General features: G+C 64.1%; 21 protein-coding genes. 12 read left to right on the top strand and 9 right to left on the bottom strand.

All coding sequences use genetic code 11. From position 1 onward, the window contains the following. Positions 1 to 85 precede the first annotated feature (85 nt). The 3 genes from QD208_RS14510 to QD208_RS14500 all read left to right on the top strand — a co-directional run bounded on the left by QD208_RS14510 (position 86) and on the right by QD208_RS14500 (position 2,655). Positions 86 to 913, top strand: a complete 828-nt coding sequence (locus QD208_RS14510) for a glycerophosphoryl diester phosphodiesterase (protein WP_279837256.1) — start codon at positions 86 to 88, stop codon at positions 911 to 913. Beyond that, entirely contained in the window at positions 910 to 1,731 is an 822-nt protein-coding gene (locus QD208_RS14505; protein WP_279837254.1) for a DeoR/GlpR family DNA-binding transcription regulator, read from the top strand. Before QD208_RS14510 ends, QD208_RS14505 begins: the two co-directional genes overlap by 4 nt. Before the next feature lie 105 nt (positions 1,732 to 1,836). After that, the gene (locus QD208_RS14500) at positions 1,837 to 2,655 is read left to right on the top strand and encodes an HAD-IIB family hydrolase (protein ID WP_107335461.1); all 819 of its coding nucleotides are present in this window, start codon (positions 1,837 to 1,839) and stop codon (positions 2,653 to 2,655) included. A gap of 153 nt (positions 2,656 to 2,808) precedes the next feature. On the opposite strand, the gene trpC is transcribed toward QD208_RS14500, so the two are convergent. The 5 genes from trpC to QD208_RS14475 form a co-directional block, all read right to left on the bottom strand. Next, on the bottom strand, positions 2,809 to 3,633 hold the full coding sequence (gene trpC, locus QD208_RS14495) for an indole-3-glycerol phosphate synthase TrpC (RefSeq protein ID WP_213114585.1): 825 nt from the start codon (positions 3,631 to 3,633) through the stop codon (positions 2,809 to 2,811). Then, positions 3,633 to 4,679 (bottom strand): anthranilate phosphoribosyltransferase, encoded by a 1,047-nt coding sequence (trpD, locus tag QD208_RS14490; protein ID WP_043335260.1) that lies wholly within the window; start codon positions 4,677 to 4,679, stop codon positions 3,633 to 3,635. Before trpD ends, trpC begins: the two co-directional genes overlap by 1 nt. Positions 4,680 to 4,756: 77 nt before the next feature. Continuing rightward, the gene (locus QD208_RS14485; protein WP_225347575.1) at positions 4,757 to 5,392 is read right to left on the bottom strand and encodes an aminodeoxychorismate/anthranilate synthase component II; all 636 of its coding nucleotides are present in this window, start codon (positions 5,390 to 5,392) and stop codon (positions 4,757 to 4,759) included. 322 nt (positions 5,393 to 5,714) lie between these two features. Beyond that, positions 5,715 to 7,202 (bottom strand): anthranilate synthase component I, encoded by a 1,488-nt coding sequence (gene trpE, locus QD208_RS14480; protein ID WP_043335326.1) that lies wholly within the window; start codon positions 7,200 to 7,202, stop codon positions 5,715 to 5,717. A 191-nt stretch (positions 7,203 to 7,393) separates the two neighbouring features. Beyond that, entirely contained in the window at positions 7,394 to 8,098 is a 705-nt protein-coding gene (locus QD208_RS14475; RefSeq protein ID WP_279837250.1) for a phosphoglycolate phosphatase, read from the bottom strand. A 251-nt stretch (positions 8,099 to 8,349) separates the two neighbouring features. Between QD208_RS14475 and QD208_RS14470 the strand changes: the two genes are divergently transcribed. Continuing rightward, complete coding sequence (locus tag QD208_RS14470; protein WP_153635139.1) at positions 8,350 to 9,651, top strand: NAD(P)/FAD-dependent oxidoreductase; 1,302 nt, start codon at positions 8,350 to 8,352, stop codon at positions 9,649 to 9,651. A gap of 87 nt (positions 9,652 to 9,738) precedes the next feature. Here QD208_RS14470 and QD208_RS14465 read toward each other — a convergent pair whose 3' ends face one another. Further along, positions 9,739 to 10,080 carry a GIY-YIG nuclease family protein gene (locus QD208_RS14465; RefSeq protein ID WP_347882005.1) on the bottom strand — a complete coding sequence of 114 codons (342 nt, stop codon included), beginning with the start codon at positions 10,078 to 10,080 and terminating at the stop codon, positions 9,739 to 9,741. A gap of 4 nt (positions 10,081 to 10,084) precedes the next feature. Continuing rightward, positions 10,085 to 10,792, bottom strand: coding sequence for a ribulose-phosphate 3-epimerase (gene rpe / locus QD208_RS14460; RefSeq protein WP_043335268.1), 708 nt, complete (start codon positions 10,790 to 10,792; stop codon positions 10,085 to 10,087). Between the two features lie 367 nt (positions 10,793 to 11,159). Here rpe and ggt point away from each other — a divergent pair, with 367 nt between their 5' ends. The 3 genes from ggt (at position 11,160) to QD208_RS14445 (ending at position 15,184) form a co-directional block, all read left to right on the top strand. After that, a complete protein-coding gene (gene ggt / locus QD208_RS14455) occupies positions 11,160 to 12,920 on the top strand; it encodes a gamma-glutamyltransferase (protein ID WP_279837248.1) in 1,761 nt (586 codons plus the stop codon). A 165-nt stretch (positions 12,921 to 13,085) separates the two neighbouring features. Continuing rightward, positions 13,086 to 14,369, top strand: coding sequence for an MFS transporter (locus QD208_RS14450; protein ID WP_279837247.1), 1,284 nt, complete (start codon positions 13,086 to 13,088; stop codon positions 14,367 to 14,369). A gap of 209 nt (positions 14,370 to 14,578) precedes the next feature. After that, positions 14,579 to 15,184: a YajG family lipoprotein gene (locus tag QD208_RS14445; RefSeq protein ID WP_052384762.1), complete on the top strand. Its 606-nt coding sequence runs from the start codon at positions 14,579 to 14,581 to the stop codon at positions 15,182 to 15,184. A gap of 150 nt (positions 15,185 to 15,334) precedes the next feature. Here the strand turns inward: QD208_RS14445 and tmpT are convergent, their stop codons facing one another. After that, complete coding sequence (gene tmpT / locus QD208_RS14440) at positions 15,335 to 16,006, bottom strand: thiopurine S-methyltransferase (protein ID WP_225996460.1); 672 nt, start codon at positions 16,004 to 16,006, stop codon at positions 15,335 to 15,337. Between the two features lie 40 nt (positions 16,007 to 16,046). After that, positions 16,047 to 16,745, bottom strand: a complete 699-nt coding sequence (locus QD208_RS14435) for a TIGR04211 family SH3 domain-containing protein (RefSeq protein WP_279837245.1) — start codon at positions 16,743 to 16,745, stop codon at positions 16,047 to 16,049. Between the two features lie 834 nt (positions 16,746 to 17,579). Here QD208_RS14435 and miaB point away from each other — a divergent pair. The 5 genes from miaB (at position 17,580) to lnt (ending at position 23,762) form a co-directional block, all read left to right on the top strand. Further along, positions 17,580 to 18,929, top strand: coding sequence for a tRNA (N6-isopentenyl adenosine(37)-C2)-methylthiotransferase MiaB (miaB, locus tag QD208_RS14430; protein WP_192838307.1), 1,350 nt, complete (start codon positions 17,580 to 17,582; stop codon positions 18,927 to 18,929). Between the two features lie 261 nt (positions 18,930 to 19,190). Next, positions 19,191 to 20,300 carry a PhoH family protein gene (locus QD208_RS14425; RefSeq protein ID WP_052384763.1) on the top strand — a complete coding sequence of 370 codons (1,110 nt, stop codon included), beginning with the start codon at positions 19,191 to 19,193 and terminating at the stop codon, positions 20,298 to 20,300. 113 nt (positions 20,301 to 20,413) lie between these two features. After that, the gene (gene ybeY / locus QD208_RS14420) at positions 20,414 to 21,121 is read left to right on the top strand and encodes an rRNA maturation RNase YbeY (RefSeq protein ID WP_347882006.1); all 708 of its coding nucleotides are present in this window, start codon (positions 20,414 to 20,416) and stop codon (positions 21,119 to 21,121) included. 128 nt (positions 21,122 to 21,249) lie between these two features. Then, positions 21,250 to 22,158: a transporter associated domain-containing protein gene (locus QD208_RS14415; RefSeq protein ID WP_279837243.1), complete on the top strand. Its 909-nt coding sequence runs from the start codon at positions 21,250 to 21,252 to the stop codon at positions 22,156 to 22,158. 86 nt (positions 22,159 to 22,244) lie between these two features. Then, positions 22,245 to 23,762, top strand: a complete 1,518-nt coding sequence (gene lnt / locus QD208_RS14410) for an apolipoprotein N-acyltransferase (protein ID WP_279837242.1) — start codon at positions 22,245 to 22,247, stop codon at positions 23,760 to 23,762. The last annotated feature ends 26 nt before the right edge of the window (positions 23,763 to 23,788 follow it).

Genomic DNA, 23,788 nt, shown 5'->3' with positions numbered 1-23,788 from the left:
TCTGAGCATCAGTGATCCGCCTCGACCGATCAGCGCCACAGCTGCGTGGCGGGCAGACATGCCATTCTTTCTGTGAGGATTCACCATGGTTTCATCGTCACATTCAGCCGACGCATCACATTCAACTGACAGCGTCCTGTCCCTGCCACTGGCGATCGCACATCGCGGCCTGTCGGCCTATGCGCCGGAAAACACCCTGGCCGCCATTCAGGCGGCGCATGAGGCCGGCTTTCAATGGGTGGAGCTGGACGTGCAGTTGTTGGGCGATGGCACGCCGGTCATCTGGCACGATGCCGGCGTGAATCGCTGCTCGGATGGGCGTGGCAAGCTCAAGAATCTGGATTGGGACAGCGTGCAGACCTTCGATGTCGGCAGCTGGTTCAATGCGTGCTTTGCCGGTGAGCGCATGGCCTCTCTCAAGCAGGCGCTGGAGCTGATCGCGCGCCTGGACATGCGCCTGAATCTGGAACTCAAGCTCAGCCCTGGCCACGATGCCCAGGCGCTGGTCGATGCCGCCATCCCGATGGCCAGTGCCCATCTGCCCGCCTCACACCTGATCATCTCGTCGTTTGATCCCCAGGCGCTGCGCCTGACGCGTCAACGCGACCCGCAGGTGCATATCGGCCTGCTCTACGATGACATCCCCGACGACTGGCAGAGCCTGGCCGATGAGCTGAACGCAAGTTCCGTGCATGCCGATTGGCGCGCCCTGACGCGGGCCGCGGCCAGTGGCATCACCAGCCGGGGCCACAAGCTGCTCTGCTACACGCCCAACGATGCGGCCGCCTTCGCGCCGCGCTGGGCCTGGGGTGTGGATGCCGTCATCAGCGATGACCCGGCCATCTTCAGCGAGGAAGACCGCGAGCCCACTCTACCGAACGACACCACCACGCAAGGGCTACCCCAGACATGACCCCGGGCATCGAGCGCGACAGTCGCAGCGTCGAACACGCAAGCCATGAGGCACTGACGCCGCGCCAGCAACAGATACTCGAGCGACTGGCCCGCGAGGGCCAGTTGGCGGTCGACCCGCTGGCCCATGCCTTCGACGTCACGCCCCAGACCATCCGGCGTGACCTGGGCGTGCTGTGTGAGCGCGGGCTGGCGCGTCGGCGCCACGGCGGCATCGAGCGCCCACCGGGCGGCTACAACCTGGGACATTCCCAGCGCATCATGCTGGCGCGCACTGCCAAGCAGGCCATGGCCGCCAGCGTGGTCGCCGAGATTCCCGATGGCGCCACCCTGGCGCTGGGCATCGGCACCAGCGTGGTGGCGGTCGCCGAAGCCTTGCTTGCCCGGCGCGGCCTGCGCGTGATCACCAACAATCTGCAGGTGGCGCAGGCGCTCTCGACTCATCCGGATGTCGCCGTCCAGTTAGCGGAAGGACAACTGCGCCCGCAGGATCTCGATGTGGTCGGCAGCGCCACCGTGGCCTTCTTCGCGCGTCATCAGGTCGATATCGCGGTCCTTGGCTGTGGCGGTCTCGATGCCGGTGGGCTGCTCGACTTCGATCCGGAAGAAGCCGCGGTCAGCCGTGCGCTGGTCCATCACGCCCAGCGCCGGATTCTGGTCGCCGACGCCAGCAAATGGGGGCGCGCCGCCATGTGCCGCATCGCCCCGCTCGAGGAGATCGACCTGCTGGTCACCGATGAGCTGCCCCATCAGCCCGATTATCGCAGCGCGCTGGAGGCTGCCAGCCAGCAGAGCCTGTCGGTGCGTTTCACTGCCTGAACCGAGGCGCGTCGCGCAAGCCGGCACGCATCGACGATACTGAAGGGACACGCGACTGATGACAGCCGCGCTCCCGCTTACCTTCTGAGGATTTCTGGAATCACCATGCAAGCCTTCGCCCACTGTCCTGCCAGCACCCTGTCGGGTATCCGGTATCTGTTGACCGATATCGATGACACCCTCACCCATGAAGGGCGTCTCGCGGCATCGACGCTGGCGGCGCTGGAGCGTCTGGATGCCGCCGGCATCAAGGTCATCCCCGTCACGGGCGGTTGTGCGGGCTGGTGCGATCACATCGCACGCGCCTGGCCGGTCGCCAGCGTGATCGGTGAGAACGGTGCCTTTGCCTTCCGCCGCCAGGGGCAGCGCATCCTCACCACCTGGTGGGAAGACGAGCAGCGCCTGCGCGCTCGTCAACGCCATGTCATGACCGTCGCCCGCCAGCTGCTGCTCAACCATCCGCGCGCGGCACTGGCCCAGGACCAGCCCTTCCGCTTCGCCGATGTCGCGGTGGACCACTGCCAAGCGGTCGGCCCGCTGGCCCAGAGCGAGATTCGCGCCATCATCGCCGGCTTCACGGCCGCCGGTATTCAGGCGCGCGCCAGCTCCATCCACATCAATGCGTGGCAGGGCGAGTTCGACAAGGCGCGCATGGCGGTGCGGGTCCTCACCGAGACCTTCGGCCTGGACCGCATGCAGCTGGAGCAGGAGGTGATGTACGTCGGCGATGCGCCCAATGATGCGCCGATGTTCGCCACCTTCCGCCACACCGTGGGCGTGGCCAACATTATCCAGCACCGCGCGGCACTCGGTTGGGAGCCCAGCTGGGTGACGCGCCACAGTCATGGCGCCGGCGTCGAGGAAATTGCCGAGGCTCTGCTCACGGCACGCAAGGGAGTCGAGAGCGTCAAGACAGACGCCTGACCCTGTGCCTGATGGCAGCCATAGACCTCCAGCAGGATGACGGCCACAGGCCTTTGGACAGAAGTCAGCAGACAGGCATGAAAAAGCCCGCATGGCATTGCCATGCGGGCTTTTGTTATCCATAAGATAACGAATAACGCCAACTACCGGCTATCAATCCCCGAAGAACAATCCCCGCAGACCCTCGCCCGGATCATCAAAGCGCATGAAGGCTTCTCCCACCAGGAAGCCGTGGACGCCAGCGTCGCGCATCTTCGCCACGTCGTCACGGGTATGGATGCCGGATTCGGTGACCACACGCACACCCTGCGGCATGTCGGTCAGCAGGTCCAGCGTCGTCTCCAGCGACGTCTCGAAGGTACGCAGGTCGCGGTTGTTGATGCCGACCAGCTCGATGCCCAGCGCCAGTGCACGCTTGAGCTCTTCGCCGTCATGCACCTCGACCAGCACATCCATGCCCAGCTCACGCGCCTGACGATACAGAGCGCTCAGGCGCGCATCGTCCAGCGCCGCAACGATCAACAGGATGCAGTCGGCGCCGATGGCGCGCGCCTCCAGCACCTGATACGGGTGGATGATGAAGTCCTTGCGAATCACCGGAATCGAGACGGCGTCGCGCGCCTCGATCATGAAGTCCTCATGCCCCTGGAAGAAGTCGGCATCGGTGAGCACCGACAGACAGGCGGCGCCGGCCTGCTCGTAGGCCACGGCGATCTCGGCGGGCACGAAGTCTTCACGGATCACGCCCTTGGAGGGTGACGCCTTCTTCACTTCGGCGATGATGGCCGGCTCGCCACGGTCGATGCGCGACGTCAGCGCCTCGATGAAGCCGCGCGGCGCGCTCTGTTTCTCGATCAGGGTCTGCAGGTCCGCCTCGCTCACCGCGGCGCTGCGCTCGGCGATCTCTTCTTCCTTGCGCGCCAGAATCCTGGCCAGGATAGTCGGCAATGCCTTGTCAGTCGTCTGCTCGGTGCTCATCAGCGGGTCGCTCCTTCATCATTGACCTGGGCGTAGACACGGGTGAAATCCGCCAATTCCTTCATCTTCTCGAACGGCAGCTTGCTGGCCTGCACGTCCTCGGCAATGCTGACACCCTCCTTGAGACTGTCCGCGATGCCCGCCACGTAAAGGGCCGCACCGGCATTGAGTGCCACGATGTCACTGGCCGGGCCTTCATCACCGCGCAGCGCCTGCTGCACCAGCTTGAGGCTGGCGTCCGAGGTCTCCACTGCCAGACTTTCCAGCGACTGGCGCGCGATACCGAAGTCTTCCGGCGCGATGCGGTATTCGCGGATCTCGCCATCCTTGAGCTCATTGACCAGCGTCGGTGCCGCCAGCGAGATCTCGTCCAGACCATCGTCGCTGTGCACCACCAGCACATGCTCGGCCCCGAGGCGCTTGAGCACCTCGGCCATCAGCGGTACCAGCGCCGGGTCATAGACCCCCAGCACCTGACGGGTGGCGCCGGCCGGATTGGTCAGCGGACCGAGGATGTTGAACATGGTACGCACCCCCATCTCGCGACGCGGGCCGATCACGTGCTTCATGGCGGCGTGATGGTTGGGCGCGAACATGAAGCCGACCCCGATATCATCGATGCAGCGTGCGACCTGCTCGGCGTCCAGCGCCAGATTGATGCCGGCCGACTCAAGCAGGTCGGCACTGCCGGAGGAGGACGAGACACTGCGGTTGCCATGCTTGGCTACATGGCCACCGGCGGCCGCCACCACGAAACTTGCCGCCGTGGAGACATTGAACAGGTTGGCACCATCACCGCCGGTGCCGACGATATCCACCGCATCGGTGGCACGCACCGTGACGCGCGTCATCAGCTCACGCATCACCTGGGCGGCGGCGGCCAGCTCATCGACGGTCTCGCCCTTCATCGACAGGGCCATCAGCAAGGCCCCGATCTGCGCCTGGGTCGCCTCGCCGGTCATGATGGCCGTCATGACCGCATGAGTGTCGTCGTAGCTCAGGTGCTGGCGGCGCATCACTGCGCCAATCGCCTCACGCATCTGCATGTTGTGTCTCCGCAGGCGCCAGCCTCGGCGGCTGACGCATGAAAAAATAGGATGTGACTCTTGCGATCAATGCCCGCTCAGGCGGCTTTCACAGCCTCGCCGCGACGCAGGAAGTTAGCCAGAAGCTCATGACCCTGCAATGTCAGGATCGACTCAGGGTGGAACTGGACACCTTCGACATCCAGCTCGCGATGGCGCAGGCCCATGATCAACTGCGGCGTGACATCGTCATCATCCGTCCAGCTGGTGACGATCAGACACTCGGGCAGGCTCTCACGATCGACCACCAGCGAGTGATAGCGCGTGACTTCCAGCGGCTCGGCCAGCGCAGCGAAGACACCGCTGTTGTCGTGACGCACGGCGGAGGTCTTGCCATGCATCACCTGGGGCGCACGTACCACCTTGCCACCGTAGACCTGACCGATGGCCTGGTGACCGAGGCACACGCCCAGAATCGGCAGCTTGCCGGCGAAGTGGCGAATGGTTTCCAGCGTGATGCCGGCCTCGTTGGGCGTACACGGCCCCGGACCCAGCACCAGATGTGATGCGCCGAGCGCCTCGATCTGCTCGAGCGTGATGGCGTCATTGCGCACGGTCAGCACTTCCGCGCCCAGCTCACTCAGATACTGGACGATGTTGTAGGTGAAGCTGTCAAAGTTGTCGATCATCAGCACGCGTGGCGTGCTGGCGTCCTGCGAAGTGAATGTCTGCATGGTCAGTGTCCATTCTCGGGAGCGGATCATGCGCCGTGATTGACCGGCCTGCCCGCTCTCCTGTGGTGTCGTTCCCGCCGTCCAGCAACAAAAATGCCGCCCTGGTCGGCGGCATTCTTCTGGTCGTACGTCCTCGAACTTCAGACATGCGAAAGCCGCCCCCTTGTCAGGAGCGCCACCACTGCTGGCTGAGGTCGTGCGGGTTACGTAGCGTCATGGGTCAATAGTGCGTTGAGCTGCCAGGAGTGTCAATCACATGCGCCGTTGCAGGGAGTGACCCGCGAACACTGGCGAGTCACTCCTGAAATGCGTGGCGCGCCGATCAGTCCAGATTGTCCAGACCGCGCTCCGCCATCGCCACGGCACGGAACAGGGCACGCCCCTTGTTGAGTGTCTCGTCCCACTCGGACTGCGGCACGGAATCGGCCACGATGCCGGCGCCGGCCTGGACGTGCAGCACCTTGTCCTTGAGCACCGCGGTGCGGATCGCGATGGCGGTATCCATGTTGCCGTGCCAGGAGAGATAGCCCACCGCGCCGGAATAGATGCCGCGCTTGACCGGCTCCACCTCATCGATGATCTCCATGGCGCGAATCTTCGGTGCGCCGGACAGGGTGCCGGCCGGGAAGGTGGCCCGCAGCACGTCCATCGGCCCCAGGCCTTCCTTCAGCTTGCCGGTGACGTTGGAGACGATGTGCATGACGTGGGAATAGCGCTCCACCACCATCTGGTCCGTCACCTTGACGCTGCCGGTCTGGCTGATGCGACCGGCGTCATTGCGCCCCAGGTCGATCAGCATCAGGTGCTCGGCGACTTCCTTGGGGTCTGACAGCAGGTCCTTCTCCAGCGCCAGGTCTTCCTCTTCGGTGGCGCCACGCACGCGGGTACCGGCGATCGGGCGCACCGCGACCTCGCCATCCTCGAGACGCGAGAGAATCTCCGGCGACGAGCCGATGACGTGGTGGTCATCCAGATTGAAGAAGAACATGTACGGCGAAGGATTCAGGCTGCGCAGTGCACGATAGAGATCCAGCGGCGCAGCGCGGTAGGGAATCGACATGCGCTGCGACGGCACGCACTGCATGACATCACCGGCCAGCACGTATTCCTTGATCTTCTCCACTGCACCCTTGAAGCCTTCCTCGGTGAAGCCGGAGGTGAAGTCGGTCTCCTTGACCGGCTCGCCGCCGGTGCCGGGGCTTACGGTGTTCAGGGTCGCGCTGCGCAGCTGGATCTCGAGGCGCTCGAGACGCTCGCAGGCGGCCTCGTAGGCGTTGGGCGTTGCCGGGTCGGCGTGGGTCAACAGCGTCAGACGCCCGGACAGGTTGTCGAAGATCACCAGCTCGTCGGCGACCATCAGCAGGATGTCCGGCACGCCCAGCGGGTCCGGCTTCTCGACGCCGCGCAGGCGCGGTTCGATATAGCGCACGGTGTCATAGCCGAAGTAGCCGACCAGACCGCCATTGAAGCGAGGCGCACCGTCGATGACCGGCACACGGAAACGGGTCTGGAACTGCTCGATCCAGTCGAGGGGGTCCTCGACCTCGGTCATGCCGGTCTGCTCGCCATTGATCAGATGCGAGACCACCTGGCCACGCACCTCGATGCGCTCACGACACGGCAGGCCGATGATGGAGTAACGCCCCCACTTCTCTCCGCCCTGCACGGACTCCAGCAGGAAGGTCCACGGCATGTCGGCCAGCTTGAGATAGGTAGACAGTGGCGTGTCGAGATCCGCCAGCACGTCACGGGTGACGGGAATGCGGTTGTAACCGGCTTCGGCCAGTTCAGCGAAGTGTTGTGGGGTCATCATGACCTGCAGTTCCTTCCACGGAGGGTGCGTTGCCGACACGGGGCCGGCTTGTCTGGGACTCAGTCTATCATCGCGGGTCGCTGGCGGCAGCGCTGGTGGAGGCAAGTTCTGCCATCTCATGCCTCACTGCGCGCCCGAGCGGGACACCAGCCTCGCTCTGTCAATCAATTCCAATCAATCAGCGTCACTCAGCCAGCCACGACCAGCTCGGCAAGTGAGTCGACGAGGTAGTCCGGGTGGCTGCGCGAGATCGGCTCGCCATGGTTGTAGCCGTAAGGTACCGCCAGGGTGCGGAAACCGGCGGCGCGGCCTGCCGCGATATCGTGACGCGAGTCACCGACCATCAAGCCCTGACGCGGCAACACTCCCAGACGCTCGGCGGCGAACAGCAAGGGCGCGGGGTCCGGCTTGCGCGTCGGCAGGCTATCGCCGCCCAGCGCCAGCGCGAAATGCTCGCTCAGCGCGAAGTGCGAAAGCAGCGGTTCGATGAAGGCTTCCGGCTTGTTAGTGATCAGCACCAGCGGGATCCCGGCCTGGCGCAGACCCTCCAGGCATTCCCGCACCCCGGGATAGAGTCGCGTACGCGAGCTGGGGTCGGCGGCGTAATGTGCCAGGAAGCTCTGATGCGCCTGCTCGACCCGCGCCAGGTCATCGGTCGCCAGGCCATGTGCTGCCAGGGCGCGCTCCACCAGTACCCGCGACCCATTGCCGACAAAGTCGCGTACCCGCGCCTCGCCCAGCGCCGTCAGGCCCTCTTGCTCAAGCATGCAGTCGATCGCATGGGCGAGGTCCGGCACCGAGTCGATCAGGGTGCCATCGAGGTCGAAGGCGACCATCTCGATCGCCCTGAGCGACGGATGTACCGGACCTGTGAATGTGGGATGATCGTGCATCCTTGCTCCTTTTCAGCGACAGAATTCGTGTAGGTGCCAAAAGCGCAACGACGAGTTCTCGCGTGCTCATGGCGAATATACGTAAAATAACGACATCTCGCGCATGCAGCACTATTTAGCACGCTCATTATCTTGTTATCATAGCGGTATCGCGACGCCAGTTATCGACTCCGGGCCTTGCATGTTCTGACTCGATAGCCGGCCGACTCTTTCCACACCTTCCCATCAATCTTGTCACTGAGGAGCACTCAATGGCCATTCCCCGCATCGTAGTCGTTGGCGGAGGCGCCGGCGGTCTGGAACTCGTCACCAAACTGGGCCACAAGCTGGGCCGCAAGAAGAAAGCCGAGATCATTCTGATCGACCGCAATTCCACGCACATCTGGAAGCCGCTGCTGCACGAAGTGGCCACCGGCGTGCTGGATTCCGGTCTCGATGAAGTCTCCTACCAGGGCCATTCCAAGGCCCACGGCTACAAGTTCCAGCGCGGCACCCTGGAAAGCCTGGAGCGTGAAGAGAAGCAGCTGACCCTGGCCGCCATCCATGACGCCAAGGGCAACGTGCTGCTGCCCGCCCGCCAGCTCAGCTATGACTATCTGGTACTGTCACTGGGCAGCGTATCCAATGATTTCGGCACCGAAGGCGTCGCCGAGCATTGTCACTTCCTGGACAGCCCGCAGCAGGCCGAGAAATTCCGCCGCGACATGCTCGACACCTTCCTGCGCTTCAGCGCCAACGGCGAGGAATGTGAGCGCCAGCAGCTCAACGTCGCCATCATCGGTGCCGGCGCCACCGGGGTCGAGCTCTCCGCCGAGCTGTTCGATGCCTCCAAGATGCTGCACAGCTACGGCTTCTCCTCGCTGGAAGACCGCCAGGTCAAGGTCCACCTGATCGAGGCCGCACCGCGTATCCTGCCCGCCCTGCCGGAACGCATCGGCAAGCCGGTCGCCAAGGAGCTGACCAGGCTGGGCGTCGATATCCACGTCGATACCCGGGTGACCTGCGCCGACTCACGCGGCATCACCACTGCCGATGGCACCCTGATCGAAGCCGACCTGAGCGTGTGGGCCGCCGGTATCCGTGCGCCCGCCTTCCTGTCCGAGCTGGGTCTGTCCACCGAGCGCAACCATCAGGTAAAGGTGCACCAGACCATGCAGAGCATCGATGATGAGTTCATCTTTGCCCTCGGTGACTGTGCCAGCTGCCCGCAGCCGGATGACAAGCGCGTCCCGCCGCGCGCCCAGGCCGCTCACCAGCAGGCCAGCCTGATGGTCAAGAACCTGCGCGCCGCGATGGCCAACAAGCCGCTCAAGGACTTCGTGTTCAAGGACCACGGCTCGCTGATCTCGCTGGCGCACTTCGATGCCGTCGGCTCGCTGATGCGCGGTGCCTCGGCGCGTTCGCTGTTCATCGAGGGCCGCCTGGCCAAGTTCTTCTACGCCTCGCTGTATCGCATGCACCAGATGGCGATCCACGGCGTGGTCAAGACCGGCATGACGGTGGTGGTCGACGGCCTGAACCGTTACCTGCGTCCGAAGATGAAACTGCATTGATCGCTCGCCAGTAACGCAAAACGTAAAACGCCCCCGACGGATTCCGTCGGGGGCGTTTTCATTTCACGCATTCAATCAAGCAGACCGTCAGGTCTCGCCGAGCAGGCTGTCCAGTGTCATCTCACCGGCGATCAAGCGGCGTTTGGCCGCCACACTCAACTGCTTGACGCGATACTCAAGCTTGAGCGCCCGCGAGCGATCGCCGACCACCTGTTGATAACACAGCATCAAAGGCCCCTTGCCGCGCAGCGCCCGCGCACCGCGCTTGCCGCGCTCATGCTCGCTCAGGCGGCGCGCCACATCGGTACTGATACCGGTGTAGAGGCGCCCCTGGGCCGTCTCGAGCACATACAGCGACCACTCGCTGAGCGCCGCGGCGTGAACCGAGCCGTCGACTGCCTCGCCAGCTCGCGCGCTGTCATCCGTCACGCGATCAGCTGCGCACGCTGGCAAGCTCGGCACGCAGCTTCGCCAATACGCTGTCGTAGCGGTTGGCATCGCTGTCACTGCGCGCATTGAAAATGGCGGAACCGGCCACGAAGGTATCGGCACCGGCACGCGCGATCTCGGCGATGTTGTCGACCTTGACGCCACCATCGATCTCGAGACGGATGTTGTAGCCGGAGGCATCGATGCGACGACGCGCTTCACGCAGTTTGTCGAGGGTGCCGGGGATGAACGACTGGCCGCCGAAGCCCGGGTTTACGCTCATCAACAGGATCATGTCGACCTTGTCCATCACGTAGTCGAGGTAGGACAGCGGCGTGGCCGGATTGAATACCAGCCCGGACTTGCAGCCCGCATCACGAATCAGCTGCAGCGAGCGATCGACGTGGTCGGAGGCTTCCGGATGGAAGGTGATGTAGCTGGCACCGGCCTCGGCGAAGTCACCGATCATGCGGTCGACCGGCGTGACCATCAGGTGGGCATCGATCTCGGCGCTGATGCCGTAATCACGCAGCGCCTTGCACACCATCGGCCCGATGGTCAGGTTGGGCACGTAATGATTGTCCATCACGTCGAAGTGGACGATATCGGCCCCGGAGGCCAGCACATCCTCGACCTCCTGCCCCAGGCGGGCGAAGTCAGCGGACAGGATCGACGGGGCAATCTTGAAGTCATTCGGCAGTAGTTCAGACATGTCATCAGGCGCCAGCGAGAAGTGGAAGGGGCATTTTACGCCACCCTCTCACAAAAGACAGGCGCTGTGTGAATGTGCACCGCCAGCCTGCCGGTCCATCGCTGCCGATCCGTCGCCGCCGGCCCACGCCAGGCACCCCACTGCGACTCACACCCTCAAGCCGCCCTCACACCAAGCCCTCATTACCCTTCCAGATCAGACACCAACAAGAATATTGCCGTGCAAAGTTGAAATTGGTGCATTAGCAACTGATAGTTAAGCTGTTCTCTCGGCCCAGTGAGCAGCTCGCTGGCCTTCTGCGCATGTTCCTCGCACTGCACGCGTCATGTCGCATCTCTTATAACGATAACAGGAACCGACACCTCTCATGTTCGACACCTCTCTCGCAAACCGCAGACATCTCAAGGCGCTGGCCGCCGCCGCACTGTTGCCGCTGGCCGGCCTGCTGCCGACGGCGATTCCCGCCGCCTTCGCCGAGTCTTCCGCGATTCTGGAAGGCGAGCGCTTCCACCCCCAGGAAGGTCAGCACGGCATGGTCGCGACCAGCCACTATCTGGCCTCTCAGGTCGCACGCGATGTGCTGGCCGATGGCGGCAACGCCGTCGACGCCGCCGTGGTGGCAGGCTTCGCGCTGGCCGTGACCCAGCCGCGCTCCGGCAACATCGGTGGCGGCGGCTTCATGCTGGTGTCGGATGAGAAGACCGGCGAAGTGGTCGCCATCGACTACCGCGAGAAGGCCCCGGCGGCGGCCAGCGAGACGATGTTCCAGGACGAGAATGGCGAGGCGGTCTCCGAGTGGTCACGCTTCACCCACCGTGCGGCAGGCGTGCCCGGCACCGTCGCTGGCCTGGCCAAGGCGCTGGAAGACTACGGCACCCTGAGTCTCGAGCAGGCCCTCGCCCCGGCCATCAAGCTGGCCGAAGACGGCTTCGTGATTCCGACGCGCTTCGCCAAGGGCTTGAGCGATGCCAAGGACCGTCTGGCCAAGTGGGACAGCACCGCCAAGGTGTTCTACAAGCCGGATGGCAGCAACTATCAAGCCGGTGAGCTGTTCAAGCAGCCGGAACTGGCCGCGACCCTCAAGCGCATCGCCGCCAATGGTCCGCGCGAGTTCTACGAGGGTGAGACCGCCCGGCTGATCGTCGCCGAGATGGAGCGCCACGACGGCATCATGACGCTGGATGACCTCAAGGCCTACGAGCCGGCCATCCGCGAGCCGGTCCACGGTACCTATCGTGGCTATGACATCTTCTCGATGAGCCCGCCCTCCTCCGGCGGCGCGCACATCGTCGAGATTCTCAACATGCTCGAAGGCGATGACCTCCAGGCGATGGGCTTCAATTCCGCCGCCACTATCCATGTGATGGCAGAAGCGATGCGCCGCGCCTACGCCGACCGCTCCGAGTATCTGGGCGACACCGACTTCGTCGATGTGCCGTTGTCGGGCATCATCTCCAAGGACTACGCCAAGGAATTGCGCGCCCAGTTCGAGCTCGACAAGGCCACGCCCTCCAGTGAGGTCAAGCCCGGCAAGCCGCAGCCGTATGAGTCCAATCAGACCACCCACTTCTCGATTGCCGATGGCAATGGTCTGGCCGTCTCCAATACCTACACCATCAACTTCAGCTACGGCTCCGGCATCGTGGTCGATGGCGCAGGTTTCCTGCTCAACAACGAGATGGATGACTTCTCCGCCAAGCCGGGCGTGCCGAATGCCTATGGCCTGATCGGTGGCGTCGCCAACAAGATCGAGCCGAACAAGCGCATGCTGTCTTCCATGAGCCCGACCATCGTGATGAAGGATGGCAAGAACTTCCTCGTCACCGGTAGCCCCGGCGGCTCGCGCATCATCACCACTACCCTGCAGGTGATCATGAACGTGATCGACCACGGCATGAACATCCAGTCGGCGGTCAGTGCGCCACGCATCCACCACCAGTGGCTGCCGGACGAGATTCGTATCGAGGCGGGCATCAGCAAGGACACCATCCGTCTGCTCGAGGCGATGGGCCACAAGGTAGTGACCAAGGACGCCATGGGCGCCATCCAGTCGATCATGATCGACGACGGCACCTTCTACGGCGGTGCTGACCCGCGTCGCTCCACCTCTTCGGCCATGGGGCTGTAGACGACGGCTGCGACGGGGTAGTCTCTGCATCGCATCGCCGAGCTGCCCCATCAATGACGCCTTGACCCCATTGATGGGGCGGGCTATCTGTGACGGGCGACACTTCGGTGTCGCCCGTTCGCGTCTTGCTGCGCCATCACGCCATCTGCCCTACAAGGTGCCCTCGTGTCCTCAACCAAGTCACTCACGCCGCCCATCTCTGGCTGGCGGCAATGGGCCAACCGCTATCCGGTCGCCTTGATCGCCCTGGCGCAGCTGTTCGGCACCAGCCTGTGGTTCACCCCCAATGCAGTACTCACGCCGATGCTGGCGAGCTGGGGCTTCGCCGGCGATAGCGCCGCGGCACTCGGCCAGCTGACCTCCTCGGTGCAGGGCGGCTTCATCGTCGGCACCCTGGTGCTGGGACTTGCCGGCCTGGCGGACCGCTTCGCGGCGCGCCATCTGTTCATGGCTTCCTGCGTGCTGGGCGCGCTGACCAATCTGGCGCTGTTGATCGCGCCGGGACTACTGAGCGCCTCAGGCTTGCGCGTGCTGACGGGGCTGGCACTGGCCGGCATCTACCCCATCGGCTTGAAGCTGATGGTGCAGACCGCACCGGACCGTGCCGGTGCCGCACTCGCCTGGCTGGTCGGCATGCTGGTGCTTGGCACCGGGCTGCCGCATGCGCTGGCCGCACTGCAACAGGGCGAAGGCATGCAGCTGCCGTGGGGCGCGGCCATCAGCACCGCCTCGCTGCTGGCCATCGTCGGTGCCGGTCTGGTCGCCATGCTGGCCCCACCGGTGGCCAAAGCCACCTCGGCGCCCCGCCAAGCACCAGCGGCGAAAGACGGCCGCAACACCTTTCTCACGCGTGCCACTCGAGGCCTGGCGGCCTGGCAATATCCCGGCTTCGTGCGCGGCGCACTGGGCTACTTCGGCCACATGTGGGAGCTGTACACCCTGTGGGCGCTGACACCTCTGCTGCTGACCCAGATGGCCAGCGCGACAGGCGTGACGCTCTCTCCTGCCAGCCTGGCCTGGCATAGCTTCCTGGTGATCGCCATCGGCGCGCCCGGCTGTGTCATCGGGGGCTGGCTCTCGCGCAGCCGAGGCAGTCTGTGGGTGGCGCGCCTCGGGCTCGCCGGTTCGGTGACGCTGACGTTGGTCTTCGTCGCCGCCACGCAGCTTGAGGCCGGTTATGGCGTGCTGCTGGCACTGCTGGCGCTGTGGAGCCTTCTGGCCGTGATCGACTCGCCACAGTTCTCGGCACTCGCCGCGGGCGGCACCCCGGTCGAGCTGCAAGCCAGTGCCCTGGCGATGATGAATGCCTTCGGCTTCAGCCTGTCGCTGGTCTCGATCGCCTTGCTCACGCCACTGATCGCCGGCCACGGCAGCCTGCTGTTGCTGGCCTTGCTGCCCGGCCCGCTGCTGGGCCTGCTGGCCTTGAGCAGGCGCGTCGACGGCGCATGAGCCATGGACCATGAGCTACGGGCCATGAACCTCGCCAACTGTCGCTTGCAGAGGACAGGCCTGAGCCTGAATTTCCACTACGCTCGGGCGCCATTCTGGCCCTATACTCGCGCCATTGCGCTCCGGCCATCCCGCGCTGCAGGCGAGATATTGGCAACGGATGGCCGAGATGACTCCCATGACAACCGGCCTCAGGCCCAGGAACCCCGATGATGATGCACAAGTTGCGCACCACCTGCATGAGCGTGGCACTGATCGCCACGGCGGCACTTCTCAGCGCTTGCGGCACCAGCCCGCAGCGCCTGTACGTCAATCCGCAGGTCGGCGAGATGGGCGTGGTCGGCCACGGGCAACAGGTGGTGGTGGACGTGCTCGATGAGCGTCCGTCAGAGCGCATCGGCTCTCGCGATGGCGCCACCAATGCCTCGAGCTATCTGGTCGTGCCGACCGGCGACCTGACGCCCAAGCTTGAGGCCCAGACCGTCAGCGCCCTGCGCCGCATGGGCTTCGTGCCGGTATCCGCCGAGCAGGCCAACCAGGGCGCAGCAGAGCTGACCATCTCGCTGACCGAGCTGGCCTATGGCGTGAAGCGTGGCGGCCTGATTACCGATACCGCGACACTCAATGGCGTGATCAAGGCCGTCGCCGTGTCCGGCAAGCAGCGCTATACCGGCAGCTACACCGCGACGCGTGATCAGGGCTATGCCCTCAAGCCGAGTCAGGAGAAGAACACCGAGATGGTCTCTGAGGTGATCGGCGATGCGCTGACTCGCGCCTTCCAGGACACCACGCTGATCCGCCAGCTCGACCAGTAGGTTCGATCAGCAAGCTCAATCAGCAAGTTCGATCAGCAGCTCGCCACCAACGAAAACGCCACCGCCGCCCATTGGGCGGCGGTGGCGTTTTTCATGAGGACTGGACTTTCAAGAAGACTGGACCTGACTGACAAGGTCACCCCTGAGTCGTCAGCGACGCGGTCCCTTGCGCACCAGACTCCATACCGTCTCACGCAGGCCGCGCTCATCCGGGGCGCGACGCTCCAGCACCTCAAGCGTGAAGTTGGCGCTCAACAGCTGACGAATCTCGTCTTCGGCGACATGGAACGGCGGGCCCTGATGCTGCTCAGTCTGCCGCTCGAGACTGATCAACAGGCCACGCGCGCCCGGGGGCAGCAGCTGCGCCAGATGGAAGGCGTAGCGCTGCCGGGTGGCCGGCGGCAAGGCGATCAGCGCGGCGCGATCATAGAAGGCGTCGAGATGATCGACATGGTCGATATGGAAGTGGAAGAAGTCTCCGCACCACAGCTCGACCATGCCCTGGCGGAAGCATTCGAAGTGCTCCAGCCGATAGCGCGAGACATCACCAGCGCCTTCGGCGACGAACTGCTCACAGGCCTGGCGTGCAAGCTCGATGCCCAGCACCGGATAGCCCTGCGCCGCCAGCCAGCGCATGTCGAGACTCTTGCCACACAACGGCACCAGCACCTTGGCGCCCGCCGCAATCTCAAGCCGCGGCCACCAGCGCTCCAGCGCCGAATGCGTGGCGGGCAGATGAAAGCCGATCCGCCCTTCCTGCCATCGCGCCAGCCAGGGGTCGCTGGCCGGCGTCGCGTCCATCGTCGTGTCTTGTGCCGACATGAGCTGGCGCACTCCCTCTGCTATCGGTTACCGGGATGCCTTACAGGAAGCCGTGACGCTTCTTCTTGCGACGCGGCAGGTGCGGCACGATCAGGCCGACCAGCAGGCCGACACCCGCCACGCCACCGCCGTACATGAAGTAGCGCATCAGCAGGTCCTGCTTCTTGGTATCGAGCTTGGTTTCCATGTCCTGCATCTTGCTGCGCGCCTGGGCAAGCTCGGCTGACTGGCTGTTGCTGGCCTGCTCAAGCTCCTCGATGCGCGCCTGACGCGTCTCGAGGCCGGTCTTCATGTCCTCGACACGGGTTTCCCACTCTTCATTGATGCCGTCGAGCTTGGCAGTCAACTCCTTGACCCTGGCGCTCAGCTCGGGCACCCGGGCATTGACGCTCTGGGTGTCCTGCAGATCAGCGGAGGGGATCCACACCACGTCGCCGCTGGCGGTGCGGATCTTGCTGTAGTCATTCTGGACCTCGAGCAGCTCGACCGGCTGGCCGGCTTCCACCGTGCCCACGATGCGGTAGCCATCCGTCGGGCCGCTGCGCACGAAGGTGGTGAGGTCATCGGCAACCCAGCGGTCGGTGGCCGCATTGGCCAGCGGTGCACCCAGCAGCAGGCTGCCGGCGACGCCAGCCCCCAGCACCACACGGCGCAGTGAGCGCGCAAGCGTCGAACACGGCGATCGGGGTGACAGGAAACCGAAAGATGAAGGGGTGCTGGTAATGGAGAATCGCGTCATATCGTGTTCTTCATGGCTGTCTAAGGGCGTAAGCCGACCGTGTCAGGCGTGTGGGCACGAGGAGCAAGCGCGCTGAATCCTGCGTCCCCACAAGCCGAACATGATCGACCGCTTTTGGGCGAGGGAAGGCTCGCCCTGTCTGCCCATGCGGTGTCTGCCAGGTTGCGCAATGCAAGGCGTCCTGCCTGGCATCGCTGTCGCGCTTGGACGTACGGTAACGAAATTGCCGCGAGAAAAATCCGAGACTGTCATTTCAGTGTCTTCAGACATCCACACTTTCTGTGGATAAGTCTTGGGACAACCTCAAAGGGGCAGGTCTGCGCACGGCGAAATGCCTGCCCCGCCAACAAATCGATCAAATTTTAACCAGCTCAGGCAGCCGGGCTATCGGCATGAAAACCTCAACAAATCAAGCCATTGACAGCCTGATGTGCGTTGCGCAACACCTGCCTGATAACTATGAAACATGCCAAGCCCCTGTTGTAGCGTCAGGGCATGCGCGGGCTTTCTCGTGAGGATACCACAGCCACCATCAGGCTGAACCGGTGGTTGGCAGGCATCCTCCTCATTGCTGACAGCGATGCGACAGGGCTGGCCGCATGGCCGGCAGACTCCTATACTGTGCCGTCCCGATTTTGGCCTCGACCCGATCAGCGTGCCGCTTGGCACAGTATCGTCGCGCCCTCGATTCCCGGCCAGCCATCGGCGCCGGGGCTCATTCATTACAAGTCGCGCCCGCTTCTCCTGACCGCTGACGCTGCCCGCCGCCACCATGTGCCCGGGCGCGAGGCGCACGAAGCCCGGGCGCGCAGCTCAGAGCGTTCACACAAGGCAATGGCGAAGAAACTCTTCATCAAGACTCACGGCTGCCAGATGAACGAGTATGACTCCGCGCGCATGGCGGATCTGCTCGGCGAATCGCATCAGATGGAAGTCACCAGCGACGAATCCGAAGCAGACGTCATCCTGCTCAACACCTGCTCCATCCGCGAGAAGGCGCAGGAGAAGGTGTTCCACCAGCTGGGACGCTGGAAGAAGCTCAAGGAAAAGAACCCGGACCTGGTGATCGGCGTCGGCGGCTGCGTGGCCAGCCAGGAAGGCGACAACCTGCGCAAGCGTGCCCCGCATGTGGACATGGTGTTCGGCCCGCAGACCCTGCACCGCGTGCCGAAGATGCTCGACACCCGCCGCGACAGTCTCAAGCAGATTTCCGTGGTCGACGTGACCTTCCCCGAGATCGAGAAGTTCGACAACCTGCCCGCGCCCAAGAGCGACGGTGCCAGCGCCTTCGTCTCGGTGATGGAAGGCTGCTCCAAGTACTGCACCTTCTGTGTGGTGCCCTACACCCGCGGTGAGGAAGTCTCGCGTCCCTTCGAGAAGGTGATGGATGAAGTCATCCACCTGGCCGACCAGGGCGTGCGCGAGATCAACCTGCTGGGCCAGAACGTCAACGCCTACGCCGGTCTCAACCAGCTGGGTGAGGAGATCGACCTCGCCGAGCTGATCAGCTGCGTGGCGCAGGTCGAGGGCATCGACCGCATCCGCTTCACCACCTCGCATCCGCTGGAGTTCAAGGACTCGCTGATCGAGGCCTTCGGTGAGATTCCGGAGCTGGTCAGCCACCTGCACCTGCCGGTGCAGTCGGGCTCCAACCGCATCCTGGCGGCGATGAAGCGCGGCCACGAGCGTGATCTCTACATCGACAAGCTCGAGCGCATCCGCGCGCTGCGTCCGGACATCAGCTTCTCCTCCGACTTCATCGTCGGCTTCCCGGGCGAGACCGATCAGGACTTCATGGACACCATGGACCTGATCGGCCAGATCGGCTTCGATCACTCCTTCAGCTTCATCTACTCCGCGCGTCCGGGCACCCCGGCGGCGAATCTGGAAGATGACACCCCGGAAGAAGTGAAGAAGGAGCGCCTGCTCATCCTGCAGGAGCGCATCAACCAGCAGGCGATGCAGATCGGTCGCAAGATGGTCGGCACCACCCAGCGCATCCTGGTCTCCGGCTTCTCGCCGCGTGACCCGGGCCTGCTGTCAGGGCGCACCGAGAACAACCGGGTGGTCAACTTCCGCGCCGCCAACCCGACCGAGCTGATCGGCTACCTGGTGGATGTCGAGATCACCGAGGCCTACCCCAACTCGCTGCGCGGTGAGCTCAGCTCGCCCTACCGCTATTGATCGCTCGTCGCTCACGACATTGACGAGGCGCCATCAGCCCCCACTATCAAGCAGATAGCCACGCTGGCCGTACAGGACAATTGCCCTGTACGGCCATCGCGCATTAAGCTCTCTTGAGACTTCGGCAACGCGTCACCATTGACACTGAAATGGCGCCGTCATGCGCCGTGGCGGGTAGAGCGCCCCTTGCATCACGCCATCGCGGCTGCCCCTCATCGCCAAGCATCATCGTCACTCATCACTATCAGGATATTCGACGCCTTGAGCCACCAGTCACAGCAAGCCAATCGCATTCTCAACATGACGCTTGAGCCGGCAGACCCGCAGCGTCTGGCCAGCCTGACCGGCCAGCGCGACGAGCATCTCAAGCTGATCGAATCCCGGCTCGGTGTCACCCTGCGCAATCGCGGCAATGACTTCCAGATCGCAGGCCCCGCGGCCGCCGTGAAGGCGACCGCCAACGTGCTGGAGCATCTGTATCGCGAGACCGGCGCCGGCGAAGTCGATGCCGAGACCGTTCATCTGTTCCTGCAGGAATCCGGCGTCGAGGCGCTGGTCGAGGCCGCCGAGGACCAGGGCGCCACCTACGGTGATGTGGTGATTCGCACGCCCAAGGTGCTGGTGCGCCCACGCGGCTTCAACCAGCAGGGCTATGTCACCGAGATGCGCAACCACGACATCAACTTCGGCATCGGCCCGGCCGGTACCGGCAAGACCTATCTTGCCGTCGCCGCTGCCGTGGAAGCGCTCAACAACAACGAAGTGCGACGCATCCTGCTGGTGCGTCCGGCGGTCGAGGCCGGCGAGAAGCTCGGCTTCCTGCCGGGGGACCTGGCCCAGAAGATCGACCCCTACCTGCGCCCGCTCTACGACGCCCTGTACGAGATGCTCGGCTTCGAGCACGTCAACAAGATGATCGAGCGCCAGATCATCGAGATCGCGCCGTTGGCCTACATGCGCGGCCGGACGCTCAACAACGCCTACATCATTCTCGATGAGTCCCAGAACACCACGCGCGAGCAGATGAAGATGTTTCTGACGCGCATCGGTTTCGGCTCCACCGCCGTCATCACCGGTGACGTCTCGCAGGTCGATCTGCCGCGTGGCACTCAGTCGGGTCTCGCGCACGTGATGGAGGTCCTCAAGGACACCCCGGGGATCAGCATCACGCGCTTCCTGGCCAAGGACGTCGTGCGTCACCCGCTGGTGCAGCGCATCGTCGAGGCCTACGACACCTTCGAAGCCGCGGAAGAGCAGCAGGAAGGCGAGCGTCGCGAGCAGCGTCAGGCCGAGCGCGAAGCCCGCATGGCGGCGCTGAATGCCCAGAGCAACGTGCCGCCTGCCAGCACCCCGACGGGAGGTAGCCAGTGAGCGAAGCCCCTGCGGTCGTCGTGGACCTGCAACTGGCCATTGGCGAGAGTGAATTCGATGGCCAGCCGCTGCCGGCCAGCCATCAGCTGGAAGCCTGGGTGGCGGCTGCGCTGCTGGCCGCCGCGGAAGACGGCGCGCTGGAGCGCGATGCCAGCGCCGCCGCGGCGCCGTACGAGCTGACCGTGCGTCTGGTGGAAGAAGCCGAGAGTCAGGACCTCAATCGCGATTATCGCGGCAAGGACTCCCCGACCAACGTGCTGTCCTTCCCGCATGAGCCGCTGGATCTGGACGACTTCGCCCTGCCGCCGGAACTGGCCGCGCGCTTCGCCGAGGAAGGCGATGACGACAGCCTGCCGCTTGCGGGCATGCCGGAGGGCGATCTGGACGCCGGCGTAGAGGAAGGTCTCGACGGTCACAACAGCGACGATGTCATGCTGGCGTCAGACGCCATGAGCGAAGCTGACGAGGCAGACGTCTCTGAGGCCGCGTCTTCTGGCTTCTCGACTTCTGGCGCCGCGTCTTCTGCCCTCGGCTCTGCGGCTACCGAGACCGCGGCTGAGCAAGCTCTTGATGAGCAAAGCCAGGATGAGCAGCGCTTTCTGGGCGACCTGATCATCAGCGTGCATGTCGTCGCCCGCGAAGCGCGCGAACAGGGCAAGTCGCTGGAAAATCATTTCGCCCACATGCTGGTCCATGGCACCTTGCACTTGCTCGGCTATGACCATATCGAGGACGATGAAGCCGAACGCATGGAAGCGCTCGAGCGTCATGTGCTGGCAGGGCTCGGCATCGCCGACCCCTACCGGGAAGAGAATCACTGATGCCGGCGCCCCTGCGCATCGGCAGCACCCGCCGTCGGGTGGCTCGGGGCTTGTCCCCGGGTCACTCGGCTGCCCCGATACCACCACGACGATGGGGTATCGCCACCGAGGAAAAGAGAAACTAACGCATGAGCGAAGACCGATCGGGAAGCCAATCGAAAACCTGGCTCGATAAGCTGTTCGGCGCCTTCTCAAGCGACACCGACGAACCCAGCTCCCGTAGCGAGCTGCTCCAGTTTCTGGCTGAGGTAGGCCCACGCCTCAACCTCGATCAGGACGCCATCGCCATCATCGAAGGCGCGCTGGAAATCAGCGACCAGCAGGTGCGCGAGGTGATGATCCCCCGCTCCCAGGTGCAGGCCATTCAGGTCGATCAGCGCCCGGAGGAGTACCTGCCGCTGATTCTCGAATCGGCTCACTCCCGCTATCCCGTCATCGACGAGAACCTCGACGAGGTGCTCGGCATCCTGCTGGCCAAGGACCTGCTGCCGCTGATTCTGCAAAATGACAGCGAGCGCAAGCGCTTCGATCTGCGCGAAGCGATCCGTCCGGCGATGTTCATCCCCGAATCCAAGCGCCTCAACAGCCTGCTCAAGGAATTCCGCGAGACCCGCAATCACATGGCGGTGGTCATCGACGAGTACGGCGGCACGGCAGGCCTTGTCACCATCGAGGATATCCTCGAGCAGATCGTCGGGGATATCGAGGATGAGCACGACACCGATGAGGATGAGGACATCCGCGAGCTGGGCGATGGCCAATTCGCCGTCAGCGCGCTGACCACCATCGATGACTTCAATGAGCACTTCGATACCGACTTCTCCGATGAGGAATTCGACACCATCGGCGGTCTGATGATTCAGCGCTTCGGTCACATGCCGCGCCGTCAGGAATCCACCGATTTCGCCGGCTGGCGCTTCACGGTGCTCAATGCGGACAATCGTCGCATTCGTCAGGTACAGGTATGTCGTCTGGAAGATGCCACCGGTGACGCGCCGCCCTCGACCGAGCATCGTGCGCACATCAGCGGCGAGTGATTCATGGCCTGATCACAGGCTGACCCGATAGAGGACAATGCCAGACACATCCGCCGATGTGTCTGGCATTTTACAAGGAGAGCGGCATGTCAGATTCCCCCCGCGCGAGGAGCTTCCCGGGCGCCTCGTTGCTGGCCAATGTACTGGCGATCATTGCCGGGGTACTGGTCACCCTGAGCTTTGCCCCCTTCGAGCAGTGGTGGCTGGGCCCGATCGGCGCAGGCCTGCTCTACGGGGCGCTGCGCATGGAAGGCGGTGGCTTCCTGCGCGCCTGGTGGTTCGGGGTCGGCCTGTTCGGCAGCGGAGCCAGCTGGGTCTACGTCTCGATCCATGATTATGGCTATACCGGCATGCCGCTGGCGGTGCTGCTGACGATGCTGTTCGTGGCCTGCATGGCGCTGTTCCCGATGCTGTGGATGGGCCTGTGGCAGCGCTTCTGCTCACGCAAGCTCGATGTACTGTCATTCGCTGCGGTATTCGTGCTCAGCGAGCTGTTCCGCACCTGGGCCTTCACCGGCTTCCCGTGGCTGCTGCTGGGCAACAGTGCCGTGGGCTCGCCGCTGGCCAGCTGGGTGCCGGTGCTTGGCGTCTACGGTATCTCGCTGATCATCGCGCTGTCCGGGGCGTTGCTGTGGAATCTGGCGCTGCGTCGCCGCTGGTGGGCGATCGCGCCGCTGCTCGTGCTGTGGAGCGCGGGTCTGCTGCTGCCGACCGACTGGACACAGTCCGGCGGCCAGCCGGCACGCGTCGCCCTGCTGCAAGGCAACCTGCCGCAGTTGATCAAGTGGAGCGCCGAAGGGCAGCGTCGTGCGGCCAATACCTACGCCGCGATGACGCGCGCCGTGCAGGACGATGCCGACCTGATCGTCTGGCCGGAGACGGCACTGCCGATGCTGCGCGATCAGGCCGAGCCCTTCCTCGAGCGCATCCAGGCAACTCTGCCGCCCAAGACCGGTCTGATCACCGGGATCGTCGAGCGTGATGCCGACAATCGCTTCTACAACAGCGTGATTCCCATCGATGACCCGTCGGCCCAGTATCGCAAGGAGCATCTGGTGCCCTTCGGCGAGTATGTGCCGCTGGAAAGCTGGTTGCGGGGCATCATCGGCTTCCTGGACCTGCCGATGTCGAGCATGCAGTCAGGCGACAGCCAGCAGCCGCCACTGATGGTCAGCGGTCTGCGTATCGGCGTGGCGATCTGCTATGAGATCGTCTATCCGGAGCTGGTCCGCCAGCGCGCCTTGAGCTCTACCGTGCTGCTGACCGTCTCCAACGACACCTGGTTCGGTCACTCCATCGGCCCGCTGCAGCACCTGCAGATGGCCCAGCTGCGCGCGCTGGAAAACGGCCGCTATCTGCTGCGAGCCACCAGCAATGGCGTCACGGCGATCATCTCGCCGCAGGGTGAGATCATCGCCCGGGCACCCCAGTTCGAGGAGGCCACCGTCACTGGCGATATCCGCCTGCAACTGGGCATGACGCCCTGGATGCACTACGGCCTGCTGCCGGTGTGGATCCTGATCGCGCTGCTGCTGGCGCCGGGCCTTGTGCTGGGCATCAACGAATGCCTCAAGTCGCGCCGTCAACGCCCGCAGGACGCCTGAGGGCCAGAACGTGTGAGTCCCCAGGG

It is taken from the genome of Cobetia sp. 29-18-1, assembly GCF_029846405.1.
In the GTDB taxonomy this organism is placed as follows: domain Bacteria; phylum Pseudomonadota; class Gammaproteobacteria; order Pseudomonadales; family Halomonadaceae; genus Cobetia; species Cobetia amphilecti.
This window is presented reverse-complemented; position numbering and strand designations above follow the sequence as displayed.